This window comes from Sphingopyxis sp. EU05-FHT14B03 (assembly GCF_058790875.1).
On the sequence record NZ_JBYTDC010000003.1, the window covers coordinates 381,728 to 398,799 of the forward strand.

Consider the following 17,072-nt stretch of genomic DNA (forward strand, 5'->3'; position numbering starts at 1 on the left):
GCCGCGCAACATTTTGTTCGCACCTCTTGGCATAAGGCAGACTGCCCGACCCCGCGCGAATCGGTCGCACGGAGCGGGCACGAGACGCATTTGACGCATGAAGCCCGAATTCAACCTCTCGGCGCGATCGCCCTGGCTCGACCCGGCGCGCGACGCCGCGCCGCGTGGACCCCGGCGACGCTGGTGGATCGGCCTCGCCTTTGCCAGCCTGCTCGCCTGCTTCGCGCTCGTCGCGACGACGGGGCAGCTGCGCGCCTATGTCCCCGGCCCCTATAGCGTCAGCGTCCCGCTGACTTTCAAAGTCTACGACCCCACTCGCTGGGCGATCATGAACGCCGGGGATTATGAGGACGCGCTAAAACTCGACCCGACGCTTCCCGATCCGGGCAGCGTCGGATGGGCCGACGCGACCGCAACCCCCGGGGTCGATCCGGCGACGCTGCGCCAGGAGGCCTTTGTCGGACCGCCCGCCAAACCCTATGTGTTTCGCGGCGTCACCGCGCTCGACCGCGAACGCGCCCATTATTGCCTGACCTCGGCGATCTATTACGAAGCCGCGTCGGAAAGCGACGACGGTATGCGCGGGGTCGCGCAGGTCATCGTCAACCGCGCCCGCCATCCGAGCTTTCCCAACACGATCTGCGGCGTCGTGTTCCAGGGATCGCAGCGCGCCGGGGTGTGTCAGTTCACCTTCAGTTGCGACGGCGCGATGGCGCGCGCGCCGAGCCGCGACAACTGGCTGCGCGCCAGCCGCATCGCGGCGGCGGCGCTCGGCGGCTATGTCTTTCCCGGCGTCGGCCTCGCCACCCATTATCATACGCAGGCGATCTGGCCGCGCTGGGGCAAGAGCCTGGTGATGACCAATATCGTCGGCGCGCATATCTTCCACCGCTGGCGCGGCCGCTGGGGCATGCCCGATGCATTTCGCGCGCCGTATCTCGGCCGCGAGCCGGTGCCCGGCCCCTATCTGCCGGTCGCCCAGCAACTCGCGATCCTAAAGGGCCAGGGCGCCGCGCCGACGGGCCTGCTTCCCGAAGGCAGCGGCACGCTCGCGCCGTTGCCCAACGTCGCCCCCGCGCCGACGCCGCAGGCGATGGCGCAAGGCGAACGCGCGATCGGTACCCCGGTGGCGACACCTGCCGCGCCCGCGAAAACCTACGCAGACCCGCGGCTCAACCAGTCGGGACAGGTCCGCGAGGAATATAACAAGAGCGGAGAGTGGATTCGCTGACCCGTTAGGCCTAGCCTGCCCCCATCACCGACAGGGAGGTTTGTCATGGGACATGTGAAGGGCATCGGCGGGCTGTTTTTCCGGTCGAACGACCCGGTCGCGCTCAAGACCTGGTATCGCGAGCGTCTGGGCATCGGCGGCGGTTGCAGCGCCGACGAGAGCGTCGCGCCCAACGAATGGGTGTGGAACGTCGCGGCAGGGCCGCTCGTCTTCGAACCCTTCAAGGCCGACAGCGACTATTTCCCAGCCGACCGGCAGCATATGATCAACCTGCGCGTCGACAACCTCGACGCCGTGCTCGCCCCGTTTCGCGCCGCGGGCGACGAGGTGATCACCAAACCCGAATGGGATGACCCGAGCCTCGGCCGCTTTGCGCGCGTTTTCGATCCTGAAGGCAATCCGATCGAATTGTGGGAACCCGCGGCGGGTTGATTTCCATGTCCGGCTAGCGCCGGACGCGGCACCGGCCCGCTCCCCCACCCGGCCTCCCATATCCTGTGAGAGGCCGGGTGGGGGAGCGGGCCGGTGCCACCTTCGCCGTCAGGCGAAGAAGATCAACGCCCCTGGCTGCGCCAGCGCTTGACGACGCGTTCGAGAATCTCGGCCTCGCCGCCGGTCTCGCGCCATAGTTTCGAGAAGAGCGGATCGCTCGACGCCGGGCGCTTGTCCTCTTCGAGGGTATCGAGATAGACGCGGATCGGAATCGACACGCCTTCGCCGCAGATGATGCATTCGCGGTTGCGCAGCGCCGGGATCGAATCGATGAAGCCGCGCGCGCCTTCGGGCATCGCCGCCTTGACGAAATGCTGGTCGCGTTCGTTGTTGAGGCGCATTGAGATGATCGTGCCGCACTGCGACAGCACGCCTTCGGCCAGATCCGACGGGCGCTGGGTGATCAGGCCCAGCGAGACACCATATTTGCGGCCTTCCTTGGCGATGCGTTCGAGGATCTTGCGCACCGCCTGGCCCTGGCCGACGTCCTTGGCGGGAATATAACGATGCGCCTCTTCGCAGACGAGCAGGATCGGGCGTTGCGGCTCGCCGCGCGACCAGATCGCATAGTCGAAGGTCAGGCGCGACAGCACCGCGACGACGACGGCGGTGATGTCCGAGGGGACCCCCGACACGTCGATGATCGAAATCGGCCGGCCGTCCGACGGCAGGCGAAAAATCTTGCCGATGAAATTGGCCATCGTGTCGGCGACGAGCATGCCCGAGAACATGAAATTATAACGCGGGTCGGCACGCATTTCCTCGATCTTGCCCTTGATCCGCATGAAGGGCGCGCTCGACGACGCCTTGTCGAGCCGGCCCATCTCGTTCTGCAATATGTTGAGCAGGTCGGACAACAGATAGGGGATCGGCGAATCGACGGTGAGCTTGGTCATGCCCTCGGCCAGCCGGTTCTTCTGCCGCGCCATCAGCAGGCACTTGGCGAGCACATCGCAGTCGCCCTGGCGATCGCGGCCCTCGCTGGTGACGAACACCTCGCAATGTTCTTCGAAGTTCATCAGCCAATAGGGCATGGCGAGATTGTCGACGTCGAACAGCGCGCCGGTGTTCTTGAACGCCGCCGAATATTCGCCGTGCGGGTCGATCATCACGATATGGCCCTGCGGCGATTGTTCGCAAATCTTGTGGAGGATCAGCGCGGCGCTGGTCGATTTGCCGGTGCCGGTCGATCCGAGCAGCGCGAAATGCTTGCCCAGCATCGCGTCGACATAGAGCGACCCGCGAATATCCTTGGTCGGATAGACGGTTCCGATCTCGACATGCGCGCGGTCGTCGGCGGCATAGATTTGCTTGAGGTCCGCGCTGGTCGCCGCATAGGCTTGGCTGCCGGGAATCGGATAGCGGGTGACGCCGCGGCGGAAATTGTGGATGCGGCCGGTCAGCTTTTCTTCGTCGCCTTCCCCCAGAAAGTCGATCGAGGCAAGGATCAGCCCTTCGCTGCGCTCGTGCAATTGCTGGTCGCGAATGCTGGCGAGCAGCCAGACATTGCCGACGCGAACCTTGATCTGCGCGCCGACCTGGCCCGCCATGGCGACCGCCGGATCGCCCGAATCCGACAGACGCTGCAGCGCCCCTACGTCGAGCAGAATGCGCGAAGCGGAGCCCGAAATATCAATAACTTCGCCGACCAACAGGTCGTCGCGATGATGTACGGCGGCGGGGTTGACCGGCGCTGCGGTCGCGACGCCGCCAGCCAGCCGGACGTGCTGCACCGGCGCAGCTTCCCCGGCCTTGTACCCGCCACCTTGCATATCCATCAAAACTGCCCCGCCCGTGTCGTTTCATGACCCCGGACACCGGTATCGCATCTGATGGTAAAGAAAGCGCTTATGATCGGCGAAATCGAGGGGTTAGCGCCGCTTGAAGGCTGCCGACGCCGCATAGCCGAGGAGCAGCGACAGCGCGACCGCGGCCAGCCCATAGAGAAAGCCATGGCGCTGCGCCGCGAGCGCCACGAAGCGTTCGAAACCCGCCTTGCGGATCTCGACGTTGCGCGACGCGACCGCGAGCACGCGCCCCTTGCTGATCAGGAAGGTCTCGGCGCGATAGGTTCCGACCGGCACCCGCGCCGGCACCGGAATGCGCGCGCGGTACAACACGCCTTCGCTGATTTCGACCGCCGCCGGATTCTCGTAAAAAAGCCCGAGACGGCGATAAAGGTCGATCAGCCCGTTTTCGAAACGCTCGAGTTTGGCAGCCTCCGAAAAGCCCGTCGGCGACATCGACAGGTTGGTAAGGCCGAGCTCGAAGATTGCCGCAGTGCGCTCGTCGACCAGCTGATCGATCGGCCGCGACGAGCCGATCGCGTAGAAGCCGGGCGAGGTACGCAGGCGGATGCTGTTCGCATTGACCCAGATGCCCGCGACGCGTTTCTTTTCGCGCAGGACGATCGGCCGCACCGGCCCCTTCAGCACGACGACGATGTCGGCGCGGTCGTCGGGCAGGCGCTGGCCGGGATAGAGGATCGCGCCGAAGAGTAGCAATTCCTCGCCGGTGAAACTGTACTGGATGTCGATCGCGCGGCTCGACACGTCGGGGACAAGACGCGGATCGTCGGCGCGCGCCGGGCCGGTCGCGAAGAAGGTCACAGCCAGCAACAGCAGCAAGGCGCAGACGCGGGTCACTGGACCGTGTAGATTTCTTCGGGGCGGATGAAGAGGTCGACCGCCATGCGCAGCGCGACGAGCAGCACGATCACCGCGAGCGCCATGCGCAGATATTCGGGCTTCACCTTTTGCGCGAAACGCGCGCCGACCTGCGCCCCGGTGACGCTGCCGATCAGCAGCAGCCCGGCGAGCACGATGTCGACCGCGCCGGTGGTCATCGCATGGACCATCGTCGTCGCGATCGTCACGAACAATATCTGGAACAGCGAGGTGCCGACAACGACCTGCGTCCCCATGCCGAGCAGAAAAATCATCGCCGGGACCATGATGAAGCCGCCGCCGACCCCGAGCAGCATCGTCAGCACCCCGACGGCCATGCCGAGCAGCAAGGGCGCGAGCGGCGAAATATAGAGGCCCGATCGATAGAAGCGCCAGCGCAGCGGCAGGTTGGCGACCATCGGATGGTGCCGCCGCTTGCGCGCCGGGGCCGGCACCCCCGCCTTCATCGCCCGCAGCGCCCCCCACGCCTCGCGCGCCATGAACGACCCGACCGAGCCGAGCAGCGCCACGTAAAGAATGTTGATCGTCGTATCGATCTGCCCCCAGGCGGTGAGCAGCTCGAACAGCGCCGCGCCGATCAGCGAGCCGATCAGCCCGCCCGCGACGAGCACCGCGCCCATGCGCAGGTCGACCCCGTCGCGTTCGAGATGCGCGAGCGCACCCGACACGCTGGCGCCGGTGACCTGCGTCGCCGCCGATGCCGCCGCGACCGTCGGCGGAATGCCGTAGAAGATCAGCAGCGGCGTGGTCAGGAAACCGCCGCCGACGCCGAACATGCCCGACAGGAAGCCCACCCCGCCGCCGAGCAGGATGATGACCAGCGCATTGACCGACAAATTGGCGACAGGAAGGTAGAGATCCATGGGCCCCGAATGCGAAAATGCGCCCCGGACGGAGCGGTTGCGCCGACCCTAGACCAGTTTCAGGCCATGGGGAATCGCCGCAGCGCGGAAAATCGGGAAAAATCAGAAGTCGGCGGCGAGCGTCAGCGCAAGGCCGCTGTCGGGCTTCGCATCGCCCGCGACGCGCTGCCGCCAGTCGAGCGCGAGGCGGCTGCCCTCGCCGACTTCGGGCAGGCGCAGCGTCAGCCGCGGGCCGACATCGACCCGCCCCGCGCCCGGCTGTACCGACCCCGCCGCGAGCGCGCCGAGATGCAGGCTGGCCTGCGGGTTCCGGGCGATTTCGCGGTCGACGACGACCGCCGCATCGGCAAAACCGTCGCGCCGACGTGCCCCGACGATTCCGGCCTGTCCATAGGCTTCGAGCCGGAAACGCCGCGGCAAGGCGACATCGCCGACCCCGCCGCTGACCATCGCCGCGAGCGCGGTGCGCCCGCCGCTTCCCGCCGCGACACGCTGCTCGATCGCGACATCGAGCGGCAGGTGCCGGGCCGGAGCGAAAGCGAGGCCGAAGGCGAGTTCGCGCTGGCGCGTTTCGGCGAGCGCGAGCGTCGCGCGGCCATAGGCGCGCACGCGCCCGCTGTCGCCGAAACCAAAAGCGAGCCGCGCGCCGGCTTGGCTGCCGCCGAGCTGGCTCGCCGCGGCGATGCCGCCGGGCGGCGCATCGCCCGACCCGCTGCGCATATAGGCCCAGCTGCCGAGCGACCAGCCGGCAAGCTGACGCTGCATCCAGAAGGGCTGGCCGCGGCCGGGCGGCGCGGCACGCGCCGGCAGCGGCGCGGTCACCCACGCCGATGCACCTACCGGAAAGGCGGCGGCCGAGGCGCCGCCGACTTGCGGCGGCAGCAATCGCGCCATCAGCGCGAGCCGCAGATGGTGGCGATCGCCGCCGCCCCATTCGCCAACGGCCGCGTCGGTATCCACGACCGGGGTTTGCGGCAGCGGGCGCGACATCCGTTCTTTCTGCTGTCCGCCCGCAGCGATCATCGAAGCCGGCACGGCGCGGGGCGTCGCTTCGGCGGTCGCCCATGGTGCAGGCATGGCCTCGCCCGCCCATGGCGGAGGCGGCATCCCGGGTGGCGACGACGGGATCGCTGGGTTCCAGTGCGCCATCACCCGCACCAGCGTCCAGCCGCCGAGCAGGAGCAACAGGAAACGCAGCGACCGCGCGTCGCGGCGCGTGTGGCGGGCGATGATGACACCCGTCACCCGCTGCGCCCCGGTGGCAGCGCCGGAACCGGCAGCGCGTCGCGCTCGCCATGCGGTGTCTTGTCCCATACCACCCGCCCCGACCGGAGCATGCGCCAATAGACCGCGACCGCGCGCCGCGCCGCGAGCATCGCGACGATGTTGGCGACAAAGGCGCGCGGGATCGACCGCAGCCCCTGCCGCCAGCCATAGGCGCGCGCCGCGAAATGGCCGCGCATGCCCAGCCGCCAGAGCAGCAATGTCGCCGACAGGCCCATCAGATATTGCAGTATCGCCCCCGGCGGACGCGCTTGCCAGCCGAGCAGCGCATGGCCGATCCAGCCCGCCGCGCCGACGACCAGCGCGGCATAGGCGGCGAGCAGGACAAGCGCCGCGAGCGGGGCACGGCGATCGCGCCACAGCATCCAGCGGGCACGCCAGCCGCCGTCCTGCGGCCCCGCCCAGCCGAGATGGTCCCATCCCGCGAGCGCGATCCCCGCGATCCAGCGCGATTTCTGGCGCACCGCGGTCTCGATCGTTTCGGGGAAAGCGCCGCGCGACACGATCCAGTCGCCCGCGTCGTCGATGGCCGCGACGAACGCGGTGCCAAGGCCATGGGTGCCGACGAGGATCCCGATCTCATAATCCTCGGTCAGGCTGTCGGCGCGAAAGGGCTGACCGCCGCGTTCGATCGACAACAGGGTCAGCGCGTGGCGCGTCAGCGCGCAGCCAACCCCGGCCGAGGGCAGCGGCGCACCGATCCGCGTGCGCAGCGCCAGATCCTTGCCATGCGCCTCGGCGAATTCGTCGGCATAATGGCCCGCGACCCATTGCTGCCCGAGCCCGAGCAGGGGCAGCACCGGAATCTGCACCATCGCATGGCGCGTCAGTTCGGCGCGGTAGAGCGCGAGCTCGCCGCGGTGGACGATATCCTCGGCGTCGTGGAGCACGATGCCCGCGAACCATATGCCCTCAACCCGCTCGTCGCTGCCCATCGCCGCCCACAACCGGTTGAGGTTGTCGCCCTTGGTCGTCGGCCCTTCGGCATCGCCGATCACCAGCCGGAGGCGCGGATCGCCCGCAACCAGCGGCGACACCGCGAACAGCGTCGCCGCATCGTTGGGATAACAGCCGAGATAGATGCGGAAATCCTCGCCCTGCCAGGCGGCGAGCGTCCGCCGGATCATCGCGGGCAGCACCTTCGCCTCGTCCCAGGCCGGAACGAAGATCGCGAGCGGCCCCGCGAGCGGCGCCCGCGGCCGATGATCGCGCAGATAGCGCGGCGCGGCATCGCGGTCGCGGGTGACGAACCACAATATGTCGAAGAACAGATCGTCGAAACCGATGACCAATATGCCGACCGACGCGAACAGCATCAGTTCGTGGCTGGCCAGCGCGACCAGCATTTCCAGCCCTGCGGTCGACAGCCCCATATGCCCCGCCCCCCTGTGGCGTCAGGCGCCACAAGCATCTGGAACTAGTCAAAAACACGCGGCGGGTAAAGGGTGACGCGACCGCCATCGCACGCTAGGAGAGGCCCCTCCAATCCACCGAAGAAGCCGCTCTCACCCTATGACCCGCCGCTCGACACGTCCCTCCGCCCTGCGCGATTTCCTCGAAAGCGAGAGCGCGGGCGGGATGTTGCTGATCTTCGCAGCGGCGCTGGCGATGCTGATCGCCAATTCGGCCTTCGGCGAGACATATTCCCACGCGATCCATGCGGTGACCGGCCCCGTGCTGTCCGACAAGCTCGGCCCGATGACGGTCCATCTGTGGATCAACGACGGACTGATGGCGATCTTCTTCCTGCTCGTCGGGCTCGAGATCAAGCGCGAGTTCGTCGACGGCCGGCTCGCCAGCTGGGACCGGCGGCGGTTGCCCTTCATCGCCGCGGCGGCGGGTATGGCGGTGCCGGCGCTGCTCTACATGGCCTTTGCCGGCGGCACGCCGGGCCTCGCGCAAGGCTGGGCGATCCCGGCGGCGACCGACATCGCCTTCGCGATCGGCGTGCTCGCGCTGCTCGGCAAGCGCGCGCCGACCTCGCTCAAGCTGTTCCTCGTCACCGTCGCGATCGTCGACGACATGGGCGCGGTCGCGATCATCGCGCTTTTCTATACCGCCAAGATCAACCTCGTCGCACTCGCGGCGGCGGGAGCGGTCTTCGCCCTGATGTTCGTCTGCAACCGGATGGGGATCAAAAGCCTGCTCGTCTATCTGCTGCTGTTCGTGCTGCTCTGGTACGCGATGCTGCTCTCGGGCGTGCATGCGACGATCGCCGGCGTCCTAGCCGCGATGGCGATCCCGTTCGAGCGGACGCCCGGGGCCCCCGACAGCGCGACCTCGCCGCTCCATCGCCTCGAACATGCGCTGCACCCGTGGGTCGCCTTCGCGATCGTGCCCTTGTTCGGCTTCGCCAATGCCGGGGTCGATATCTCGGGCCTCACCGCCGAACAGATTTTCGCTCCGCTCCCACTCGGGATCGCCGCAGGGCTGTTTTTGGGCAAGCAGATCGGCATCTTCGGCAGCGTCTGGCTGGCCGTGAAATTCGGCATCGCCGGCAAGCTGCGCGGCGCGACCTGGCTGCAAATCTATGGCGTGTCCTTGCTGTGCGGTATCGGCTTCACGATGAGCCTGTTCATCGGCGGCCTCGCCTTCCCCGGCGATGCGCTGCTCATCGAGGAAGCCAAGATCGGCATATTGATGGGTTCGCTGGTTGCCGCGCTCGCCGGTTATGCGGTACTGCGCTTCGCGCCGCTGCACCCGCAGCATGGCGCGGTCGAAGCCAGCTGCGATGACGAAATCGTCGGCGACGGCGACGTCCGCGATACCTCGGAGCCGATTTCCGCATGATGCACCGCCTGCGCTTACCTCTTGCCGTCATGCTGACCGCCTCGACGCTGTCGGGCTGCTATGCGCTCGACCCCGAGATGAAGCGCACGGTCGAGGCACGCAAGACGCAGGACAGCCCCGCCGGCCCGGAGCGCAACCCCGCGCTGCCCGACACTGCCGCGAAGGCCCCGGTGCCGGAAGCAGCGGTGCCCGAAGTCGACGTGCGCCGGGTCGAGATCGTGCGTGGCATGACCGCGCTGCCGCCGCCTTCGGGGGCGCCGACCGCCCGGCCCGACGCCAATGGCGAAGAACGGGCGACGATCATTCCGGGCCTCACCGCCCTGCCGCCGCCATCGGGATCGGCACCCGGGCTGCCCGCATCACCCGACCTGCCCCCGCCGCCCGCGCCCGCCGCCGATTGGCCGGTGCGCTCGGCCGCCACGGTCGACCCCGCCGCCGCGACGCTCGCGGGTCAGACGGTCGACGCCATCGCCACCGCCTATGTCTCGCTCAGCCTCGAAATCGGCACGCACGAGAAAGGCTATATCGACGCCTATTATGGCCCGCAGAGCCTGCTCGACGCATCGACCGCGGCGCCCCGCGACCAGAAGGCGCTGCTCGTCTCGACCCGCCAGCTGATCGCCAAGCTCGAAGAGATCGCACCCGACCTGTCCGACCCGATCGAGCGCCAGCGCCGCGCCTTCCTCGCGGCGCAGCTTCGCGCCGCCGAGACGCGGCTGATGATGATGGGCGGCGCACGTTTCTCCTTTGCCGAAGAGGCCGAGCGCCTGTTCGGGGTGCGCCCGGTTCTGAAGCCGCTCAAAAGCTATGACGCGGCGCTCGCCACGGTCGATACGCTCGTTCCCGGCGAAGGCGCGCTGGCGACGCGGGTCGAGGCCTATCTCGACCGCTTCACCATCCCCAAGGACAGGTTGCAGGGGGTTTTCGAGGCCGCCATCGCGCGCTGCCGCGGTCGCACCGTCGCGCATGTCGCGCTGGCGCCGGGCGACAGTTTCGAATTGCAGTTCGTCACCGGCAAGAGCTGGAGCGGCTATAATTATTACCAGGGCGGCTATCACAGCATCATCCAGGTCAACACCGACCTGCCGATCCGCCTGTCGCGCGCGCTCGACCTCGGTTGCCACGAGGGTTACCCCGGCCATCACCTCCTCAACATGAAGCTCGAGGAGCAGATGGTGAAAGGGCGCGGCTGGATCGAGTATAGCGTGTATCCGCTGTACAGCCCGCAGAGCCTGATCGCCGAGGGCACCGCGAACTACGGCATCGATCTCGCCTTCCCCGGCCAGACGCGCCCCGACACCGAGCGTGACGTTCTGATGCCGCTCGCGGGCATCGAGCCGCCGTCGGACGACCGCTATTGGCAATTGCTCGACGCGATGAAGGCGCTGACCGGGGCGCGGCTGACGATCGCCCAGCAATATCTCGACGGCGTCATCGACCGCGCCACGGCGGTCCAGCTCACCGAAAAATATCTGCTCGTCTCGCCGGCGCGCGCCGAACAGTCGGTCAGCTTCACCGACCAATATCGCAGCTATGTGATCAACTATGGCCTCGGCGAGGAAATCGTCCGCGCCTATATCGAACGCGGCGCACCCGACCGCGATGAGATCTGGCGCCGCTTCGCGCTGATCATCGGCGAGCCGACGCTGCCGTCGGACCTGCTGGCGCGGTGAGCCGGACGGCGCCCTTGCTGTGGCTCGGCCAGTCGGGGTCGCCGCGCCGTCCCCCGGCGGGGGTCGCGCCGCGCGGCTGAACACCTTCGGCGCGCCGCGACGCGCGCCGTCCGTTCCTCCGTGCCATTTTCGCAAGGGATAAGCCCATGCTCGACAAGACCGAAACCCACCGCCGCATCGAAACCCCCGACATGAAAGATTATGGGGTCTATCTCGCGGTCGACCGCCTGCTGCTCTGCCAGAAACCGCTCGCCGAACTTTGCACCCCCGACGAATTGCAGTTCCAGATCGTCCACCAGGTCGAGGAATTGTGGATGAAGCTGATGGCCTTCACCCTCACCGAGATCGACGGCCATATGGCCGCGGGCGAGACGATGCGCGTGCTCAGCCTGTTCGACCGGGTCAATCGCATCATGCGGATGATGACCGACCAGCTGGGGCTGCTCGAGACGATGAGTCCCTTCGACTATCAGTCGATCCGCCTCCAGCTCGGCAACGGGTCAGGGCAGGAAAGCCCGGGTTTCCAGCTGCTCCTCACTTTGCCACAGCCGTTATGGGCGCGCTACAAGGCCGCCTATCTCGACCCGACGGGCCGCAGCGTCGCCGACGTCTACGACACCGGCTACAAGCATGACGACGCTTATATGGTTGCCGAGGCGCTGGTCGAGTTCGACGAATTGTTCCAGCTGTTCCGTGCCCATCACATCACCCTGATCCACCGTTCGATCGGCATGGGGTCGAAGTCGCTGAAAGGCCGTCCGGTCGAACTGCTCAACGCCGGCGCGCGCCACCGTTTCTTCCCCGAGCTCTGGGACATCCGCGCCGAGATGACCGACCGCTGGGGCGCCGAATATGGCGTCAAGCGCGACAGCATCAGCGGCGGCGCGGCGGGGCACGGGAGCGGGCTGTGACGCCCGCGCTGCTTCAGCCCGCGGTCGCGGCGCGCTTCCACCTGCCGCCCGGCAGCGTCTATCTCAAAAGCCATAGCGTCGGCTGCCAGCCGCGCGCCGCAGCCGACGCGCTGCAGGCGCGGCTGCTCGATCCGTGGCGCGAGACCGGCGAGGCCTGGCCCGGCTGGCTCGCCGCGATCGACGACTGGCGTGCCGCACTTGGCGGCCTGATCGGCGTCGAAGCGCGCGACCTGTGCCCGGCAACCAATGTCAGCGCGGCGCTATCGCGTTACCTGTCGGCACTTGGGCAGGCCACCGACCGCCGCACGATCCTGCTCGCACCGAGCGCCTTCCCGACGATCGGCTATGTCGCGAGCGGGCTGGCGGCGGCGGGCTGGACGACGCGCTATTTGCCCGCCGATACCGATGTGCGCGACCCGGCGAGCTGGACCGCAGCGCTCGACGACAGCGTCGCGCTCGTCGTCGCGATGCATGTCAGTTCGAACAGCGGCGCGCTGACCGATATCGCGGCGGTGGCGCGCGCCGCCAAGGCGGCCGGCGCACGCTGCGTCGCCGACTGCGCACAGTCGGTCGGCATCGTCCCTGTGAACCCCGCCGCATGGGGCGCCGATGCCGTGATCGGCACCAGCGTCAAATGGCTGTGCGGCGGCCCCGGCGCGGCGTGGCTGTGGGTTGCCCCGCACGACCGGACGGCGCTCGACCCGATGGAGCGCGGCTGGTGGAGCCACGAAAATCCCTTCGAGATGGACATCGCCGACTTTCGCTACGCCCCCGACGCCCGGCGCTGGTGGGGCGGCACCCCCGATGTCGCGCCGTTCATCCTGTCGACGGCGGGGATCGGCGAGATCGCGGCGATCGGCGTCGATGCGATCGCTGCGCACAATCGCACGCTGCAAGCAATGCTGCGCGACGCACTCGAGGCGAAGCCCCCCGGGTGGCGCTGGCCCGAGGGCGCTGTCGGCGGGACGCTCTGCATCGATACCGGCACCGACCAGCCGCGCGTCGCCGAGGCGCTCGACCGGCACGATCTTCGCGCCGATTTCCGCGGCACGATCCTGCGTCTGTCGTTCCATGCCTATAATGGCGTCGCCGATGTGGAGCGGACGCTCGCGGCGCTCAGCTAGATATCGACGACAATCTTGCCGAAATGCGCGTTGGCGATCTGGTGGCGGAAGGCGTCGCCGAGCCGTTCCAGCGGGAAATGATCGCTGATCACCGGCCGGATGCCATTCGCCTCGACGCCCTCGATCATCGCGAGCTGCTGTGCGCGGCTGCCGACGGTCAGCCCCTGCACGCGCAGATTCTTGCTCATCAGCAGCGCGGTCTGCACCGGGCCGACGATGCCGGCGAGCACGCCGATCAGCGCGACATGGCCGCCGACGCGCGCCGCGACCATCGACTGGTCGAGCGTCCCGGCACCGCCGATTTCAACCACCGTGTCGACTCCGCGCCCGCCGGTCAGTTCGAGCGCCTTCGCGCCCCATTTCGGCTCTTCCTTGTAGTTGATCAGTTCGTCGGCGCCGAGCGCCTTCAGCTTTGCGAGCTTGGCGTCGGACGAGCTGGTCGCGATCACCTTCGCGCCCGCCGCCTTGGCGAATTGCAGCGCGAACACCGACACCCCGCCGCTGCCCTGGATCAGCACGGTCGAGCCCGGCCGGGTCGCCCCGTCGACGAACAGCGCGCGCCATGCGGTGAGGCCCGCGCAGGTCAGCGTCGCCGCCTCGGCCGCCGACCAGCCCTTGGGTACACGGGTGAACCAGTGCTGCGGCACCACCACCACCTCGCGCGCATAACCGTCGATGCCGTCGCCCGGCACTTTGGCAAAGGCACTGGCGGGCGGTGCGCCGTCATTCCATTCGGGGAAAAAGAGCGATACGACCGGGTCGCCGACCCGATAGTCGGTCACGCCCTCACCCACCGCCTCGACCGTCCCTGCGCCATCGGACATCGGGATGCGCCCGGCGGGGGTGGGGATCATCCCGGCGACGACGGCAAAGTCGTGGAAGTTCAGCGACGATGCCGCCAGTCGGACGCGGATCTCGCCCGGACCCGGATCGCCCGGATCGGCGAGGGTGGCGGCCGCCAGACTGTCGAGCGACGCGGGCGCGCCGAGGCGCATGGCCTTCACCATGAAGTATCTCCTGAAAAGCGGCTCCGCCGCGCTATTTCTGAAAGCAGCCGTAGCTCGCCGTACCGCTGCCGAGTGCGTCGGCGATCCGCACCGAGCAATCCCATTCCTCCGGCGCCGCGCCCTCGGCCTGGATCGTCGCCTTGCCTTCGAAGCTGCCATCGACCTGCGCGCTGAGGTCGGCCTTGAGCACCTTTTCGCCGACGGCCGCCTTGCGCTTGGTCAGATAGGCCTCGGCATCCTTGGCGGTCGGCGCCTTGTTGGCGGGCGCGGCATCACCGCCGCACGCGGATAGCAGCAGCGCGGCGGCGAGCGCCGCGCCTGCCCCGATCGACGCGCGCCTCATTCGGCGGCCATCGCCAGTTCGACGCGCTGCGGTCCGCGGATCACGCCGCCGGGGGTCGGCCCCTGCATCGCGCCATCGCGGAAGGTCACTTCGCCCGACTTGATCGTCGCGACATAGCCGTCGGCCTTTTGCAGCAGGCGCTTGCCGCCCGCGGGCAGGTCGAAGGCGAGCCAGGGCTTGCCCAGCTTGATCGCGTCCATGTCAATGACGTTGAGGTCGGCGAGATAGCCCGGCGCGAGCACCCCACGATCCTCCAGCCCGTACAGCACCGCGGTGTCGCGGCACTGACGCTTGATCGCATGTTCCAGCCCGATGCGGTTGCCGTTGCGGTCGCGCACCCAATGCTGGAGCATGAAGGTCGGCGACGCCGCGTCGCAGATCGTCCCGCAATGCGCGCCGCCGTCGGACAGGCTGTTCACCGTATCGTCGGCGGCCTGCAGGTCCTCGAGGAAATTGAGATTGCCGTCGCGGTAGTTCAAAATCGGGAAATAGATGAAGCCTTTGCCGTCGTCCTTCATTAGCAGGTCATAGGCATATTCGGACGGCGTCACGCCCGCCGCAGCAGCGCGATGCGCGATGCTTTCGTCCATCCGCGGCTCATAGTTGAAATCGGGGTCCATCTCGAAATGGACCGGCCAGCCCTCGGCGACGACCTTCAGAAAGTCGAGGATATCGCTTTCGGGCCAGATATTGGCTTCCTGCGTCATGCGGGTGCGGAACGCGGGGTCCTTCAGATGCGCGAGCTGCTGCTCCCACGGCAGGTCGATGATCTCGTTCCACGCCGGTTTGAAGCGGAAGGGATGCACGGTACCCTGCCACGCCATGATGACGCCGTTGCCGCGCAGCGCGATCTGCGCGACGATGTTCGCGCCGGTCGCGTTCTGCTTGCGCATTTCCGCAATCTGCTCCTCGAGCGGCAGTTCCTTGGCGATCGACTGGAGCGCGGCGAAGGTCACCGGGAGGCCGGTTTCGCGGCTCAAATCACCCATCCACTCGAACTCGTTCCACTCGCGCTTCATGTCGCTCGCCATTTCGAACACGCCGTAACCGACGCGCCCCATCGCGCGGCCGATCGCGACCAGTTCCTCTGCGGTCGCGGTGGTGCCGGGGACGAGTTCGCCGTCGATCGACTTGTGGAGCACGGTGCGGCTGGTCGAAAAGCCGAGCGCGCCGGCGCGCACGCCCTCCTCGACGATGCGCGACATTTCGGCGATGTCCGCCTCGGTCGGGATCGCGCCGGGCTTTTCGCGGTCGCCGAGCACATAGGCGCGCACCGCGCCGTGCGGAACGTGGCACGCGACGTCGACGGTGCGCGGCAGCTTTTCGAGCGCGTCCATATATTCGGGGAAGGTCTCCCAATCCCACGACATGCCTTCGGCGAGCGCGGTGCCCGGAATATCCTCGACGCCTTCCATCAGCGAGATCAGCCATTCGTGGCGGTCGGGCTTGGCAGGCGCGAAGCCGACGCCGCAATTGCCCATGACGACAGTGGTAACGCCGTGCCAGCTCGACGGCGCCATTTCGGCGTCCCAGGTCGCCTGCCCGTCATAATGGGTGTGAACATCGACGAAGCCCGGGGTGACGACCTTGCCGGCGGCGTCGATCTCGGTGCGACCGGCGCCCAGATTCTCGCCCACCGCGACGATCCGGTCGCCGTCGATCGCGATGTCCGCGACAAAGGCGTCACCGCCCGTTCCATCGACGACGGTGCCGCCGCGAATCACCAGATCATGCATGTCCACTCTCCCGATTTTTTCGTTTCAGGGAGAAACCTATCACGGATATTCGATATGCCAAGGCCTCGCGACCGGAGGACAATCAGCCGGGCGGCACATCGCGAAGGAAGGGTGAAAGCAGCTGCCGGTCCCAGCGGTCAGCATCGCGATCATGCGTGGGTCCCAGTCCCAGCGTCTCGACGCGTTCGACATGGGGATCGCGCCAGGTGCCGAAGAGGCGATCCCAGACGGTAAAGAGCGAGCCATAATTGCTGTCGGTCTGCACTTGCCGACTGCTGTGATGGATCAGGTGGACAGCGGGGGTCGCGAACAGCCAGGTGGCGGCGCGCCAGACACGCCCCTCGGCACGAATATTGGCGTGCTCGGCGATACCCGCGACGAGAAGCACGAGTTCAGCGATCGCGACCGCCGTCGGCGGCAGCGCGAACAGCCAGATCGCCGGCAGCGCGCACAGGAACGACACGAACTGCTCGACCGGATGATGGCGGAACCCCGTCGTCGCATCGACCCCGGTGTCGCTGTGATGGACGCGATGCAGCCGCCACAGCCAGCCGATGCGGTGCGAGGCGCGGTGCGCCCAATAGGCCGACAGGCTGCGCAGCAACACCGTCACAAGCACCGCGAGCGCGAGCGGCGCGGACGGTAGCGGCAGGGGCGCCGTCCCTTCCCGTCCGGCCCATGCGGCAAAGGCGATCAGGCTGACCGGCACGAGCGCGGCGAGCAACAGGCCGAGGATACCGAGCAGCAAATTGGTCGCCGGGCGCCGCAACCCCGCCCCCACATCGTCGCGCGTGCCGAACAGCGCCTCGGCGCAGGCAGCCGCAACGAAAGCGCCGGCCATCGCAAAGGGCGCCCACGCCATCACCTCCCGTGCGAATATCTGCTCCATCGTGCCAAGCGGTAAAGCCGCTTGCCGCCGTGGCAAGCGCTC

General features: G+C 67.8%; 15 protein-coding genes. 6 read left to right on the forward strand and 9 right to left on the reverse strand.

The features are described 5' to 3' along the window. Positions 1-97 precede the first annotated feature (97 nt). Both AC3WS4_RS18410 and AC3WS4_RS18415 read left to right on the forward strand, forming a co-directional pair. Positions 98-1,231: a cell wall hydrolase gene (locus tag AC3WS4_RS18410; RefSeq protein ID WP_187141139.1), complete on the forward strand. Its 1,134-nt coding sequence runs from the start codon at positions 98-100 to the stop codon at positions 1,229-1,231. Positions 1,232-1,276: 45 nt separating this feature from the next. Then, entirely contained in the window at positions 1,277-1,663 is a 387-nt protein-coding gene (locus tag AC3WS4_RS18415) for a VOC family protein (RefSeq protein WP_492737222.1), read from the forward strand. A 122-nt stretch (positions 1,664-1,785) separates the two neighbouring features. Here AC3WS4_RS18415 and AC3WS4_RS18420 read toward each other — a convergent pair whose 3' ends face one another. The 5 genes from AC3WS4_RS18420 to AC3WS4_RS18440 all read right to left on the reverse strand — a co-directional run bounded on the left by AC3WS4_RS18420 (position 1,786) and on the right by AC3WS4_RS18440 (position 7,930). After that, a complete protein-coding gene (locus AC3WS4_RS18420) occupies positions 1,786-3,501 on the reverse strand; it encodes an ATP-binding protein (RefSeq protein WP_492737224.1) in 1,716 nt (571 codons plus the stop codon). A 93-nt stretch (positions 3,502-3,594) separates the two neighbouring features. Next, positions 3,595-4,368 (reverse strand): TIGR02186 family protein, encoded by a 774-nt coding sequence (locus AC3WS4_RS18425; protein WP_492737226.1) that lies wholly within the window; start codon positions 4,366-4,368, stop codon positions 3,595-3,597. Further along, positions 4,365-5,273 (reverse strand): sulfite exporter TauE/SafE family protein, encoded by a 909-nt coding sequence (locus tag AC3WS4_RS18430; protein ID WP_187141136.1) that lies wholly within the window; start codon positions 5,271-5,273, stop codon positions 4,365-4,367. The genes AC3WS4_RS18425 and AC3WS4_RS18430 overlap by 4 nt, the downstream gene beginning before the upstream one ends. A 102-nt stretch (positions 5,274-5,375) precedes the next feature. Continuing rightward, positions 5,376-6,518, reverse strand: a complete 1,143-nt coding sequence (locus tag AC3WS4_RS18435) for a hypothetical protein (protein ID WP_492737228.1) — start codon at positions 6,516-6,518, stop codon at positions 5,376-5,378. Further along, positions 6,515-7,930: a glycosyl transferase family protein gene (locus AC3WS4_RS18440; protein WP_492737230.1), complete on the reverse strand. Its 1,416-nt coding sequence runs from the start codon at positions 7,928-7,930 to the stop codon at positions 6,515-6,517. The genes AC3WS4_RS18435 and AC3WS4_RS18440 overlap by 4 nt, the downstream gene beginning before the upstream one ends. 139 nt (positions 7,931-8,069) lie before the next feature. Between AC3WS4_RS18440 and nhaA the strand changes: the two genes are divergently transcribed. From nhaA to AC3WS4_RS18460, 4 genes are all read left to right on the forward strand, one after another. Continuing rightward, a complete protein-coding gene (nhaA, locus tag AC3WS4_RS18445) occupies positions 8,070-9,347 on the forward strand; it encodes a Na+/H+ antiporter NhaA (RefSeq protein ID WP_492737232.1) in 1,278 nt (425 codons plus the stop codon). After that, a complete protein-coding gene (locus AC3WS4_RS18450; RefSeq protein WP_492737234.1) occupies positions 9,344-11,020 on the forward strand; it encodes a hypothetical protein in 1,677 nt (558 codons plus the stop codon). Before nhaA ends, AC3WS4_RS18450 begins: the two co-directional genes overlap by 4 nt. Before the next feature lie 146 nt (positions 11,021-11,166). Next, positions 11,167-11,931 (forward strand): tryptophan 2,3-dioxygenase family protein, encoded by a 765-nt coding sequence (locus AC3WS4_RS18455; RefSeq protein ID WP_492737236.1) that lies wholly within the window; start codon positions 11,167-11,169, stop codon positions 11,929-11,931. Further along, positions 11,928-13,055, forward strand: coding sequence for an aminotransferase class V-fold PLP-dependent enzyme (locus AC3WS4_RS18460; protein WP_492737238.1), 1,128 nt, complete (start codon positions 11,928-11,930; stop codon positions 13,053-13,055). The genes AC3WS4_RS18455 and AC3WS4_RS18460 overlap by 4 nt, the downstream gene beginning before the upstream one ends. Here AC3WS4_RS18460 and AC3WS4_RS18465 read toward each other — a convergent pair. The 4 genes from AC3WS4_RS18465 to AC3WS4_RS18480 form a co-directional block, all read right to left on the reverse strand. After that, the gene (locus AC3WS4_RS18465; RefSeq protein ID WP_492738067.1) at positions 13,052-14,059 is read right to left on the reverse strand and encodes a zinc-dependent alcohol dehydrogenase family protein; all 1,008 of its coding nucleotides are present in this window, start codon (positions 14,057-14,059) and stop codon (positions 13,052-13,054) included. The two genes, AC3WS4_RS18460 and AC3WS4_RS18465, sit on opposite strands and share 4 nt — an antisense overlap. 34 nt (positions 14,060-14,093) lie before the next feature. Next, the gene (locus AC3WS4_RS18470) at positions 14,094-14,405 is read right to left on the reverse strand and encodes a hypothetical protein (RefSeq protein ID WP_492737240.1); all 312 of its coding nucleotides are present in this window, start codon (positions 14,403-14,405) and stop codon (positions 14,094-14,096) included. After that, the gene (locus AC3WS4_RS18475) at positions 14,402-16,141 is read right to left on the reverse strand and encodes an N-acyl-D-amino-acid deacylase family protein (protein WP_492737242.1); all 1,740 of its coding nucleotides are present in this window, start codon (positions 16,139-16,141) and stop codon (positions 14,402-14,404) included. Before AC3WS4_RS18475 ends, AC3WS4_RS18470 begins: the two co-directional genes overlap by 4 nt. Before the next feature lie 82 nt (positions 16,142-16,223). Beyond that, the gene (locus tag AC3WS4_RS18480) at positions 16,224-17,030 is read right to left on the reverse strand and encodes a sterol desaturase family protein (protein ID WP_492737244.1); all 807 of its coding nucleotides are present in this window, start codon (positions 17,028-17,030) and stop codon (positions 16,224-16,226) included. Positions 17,031-17,072 lie beyond the last annotated feature (42 nt).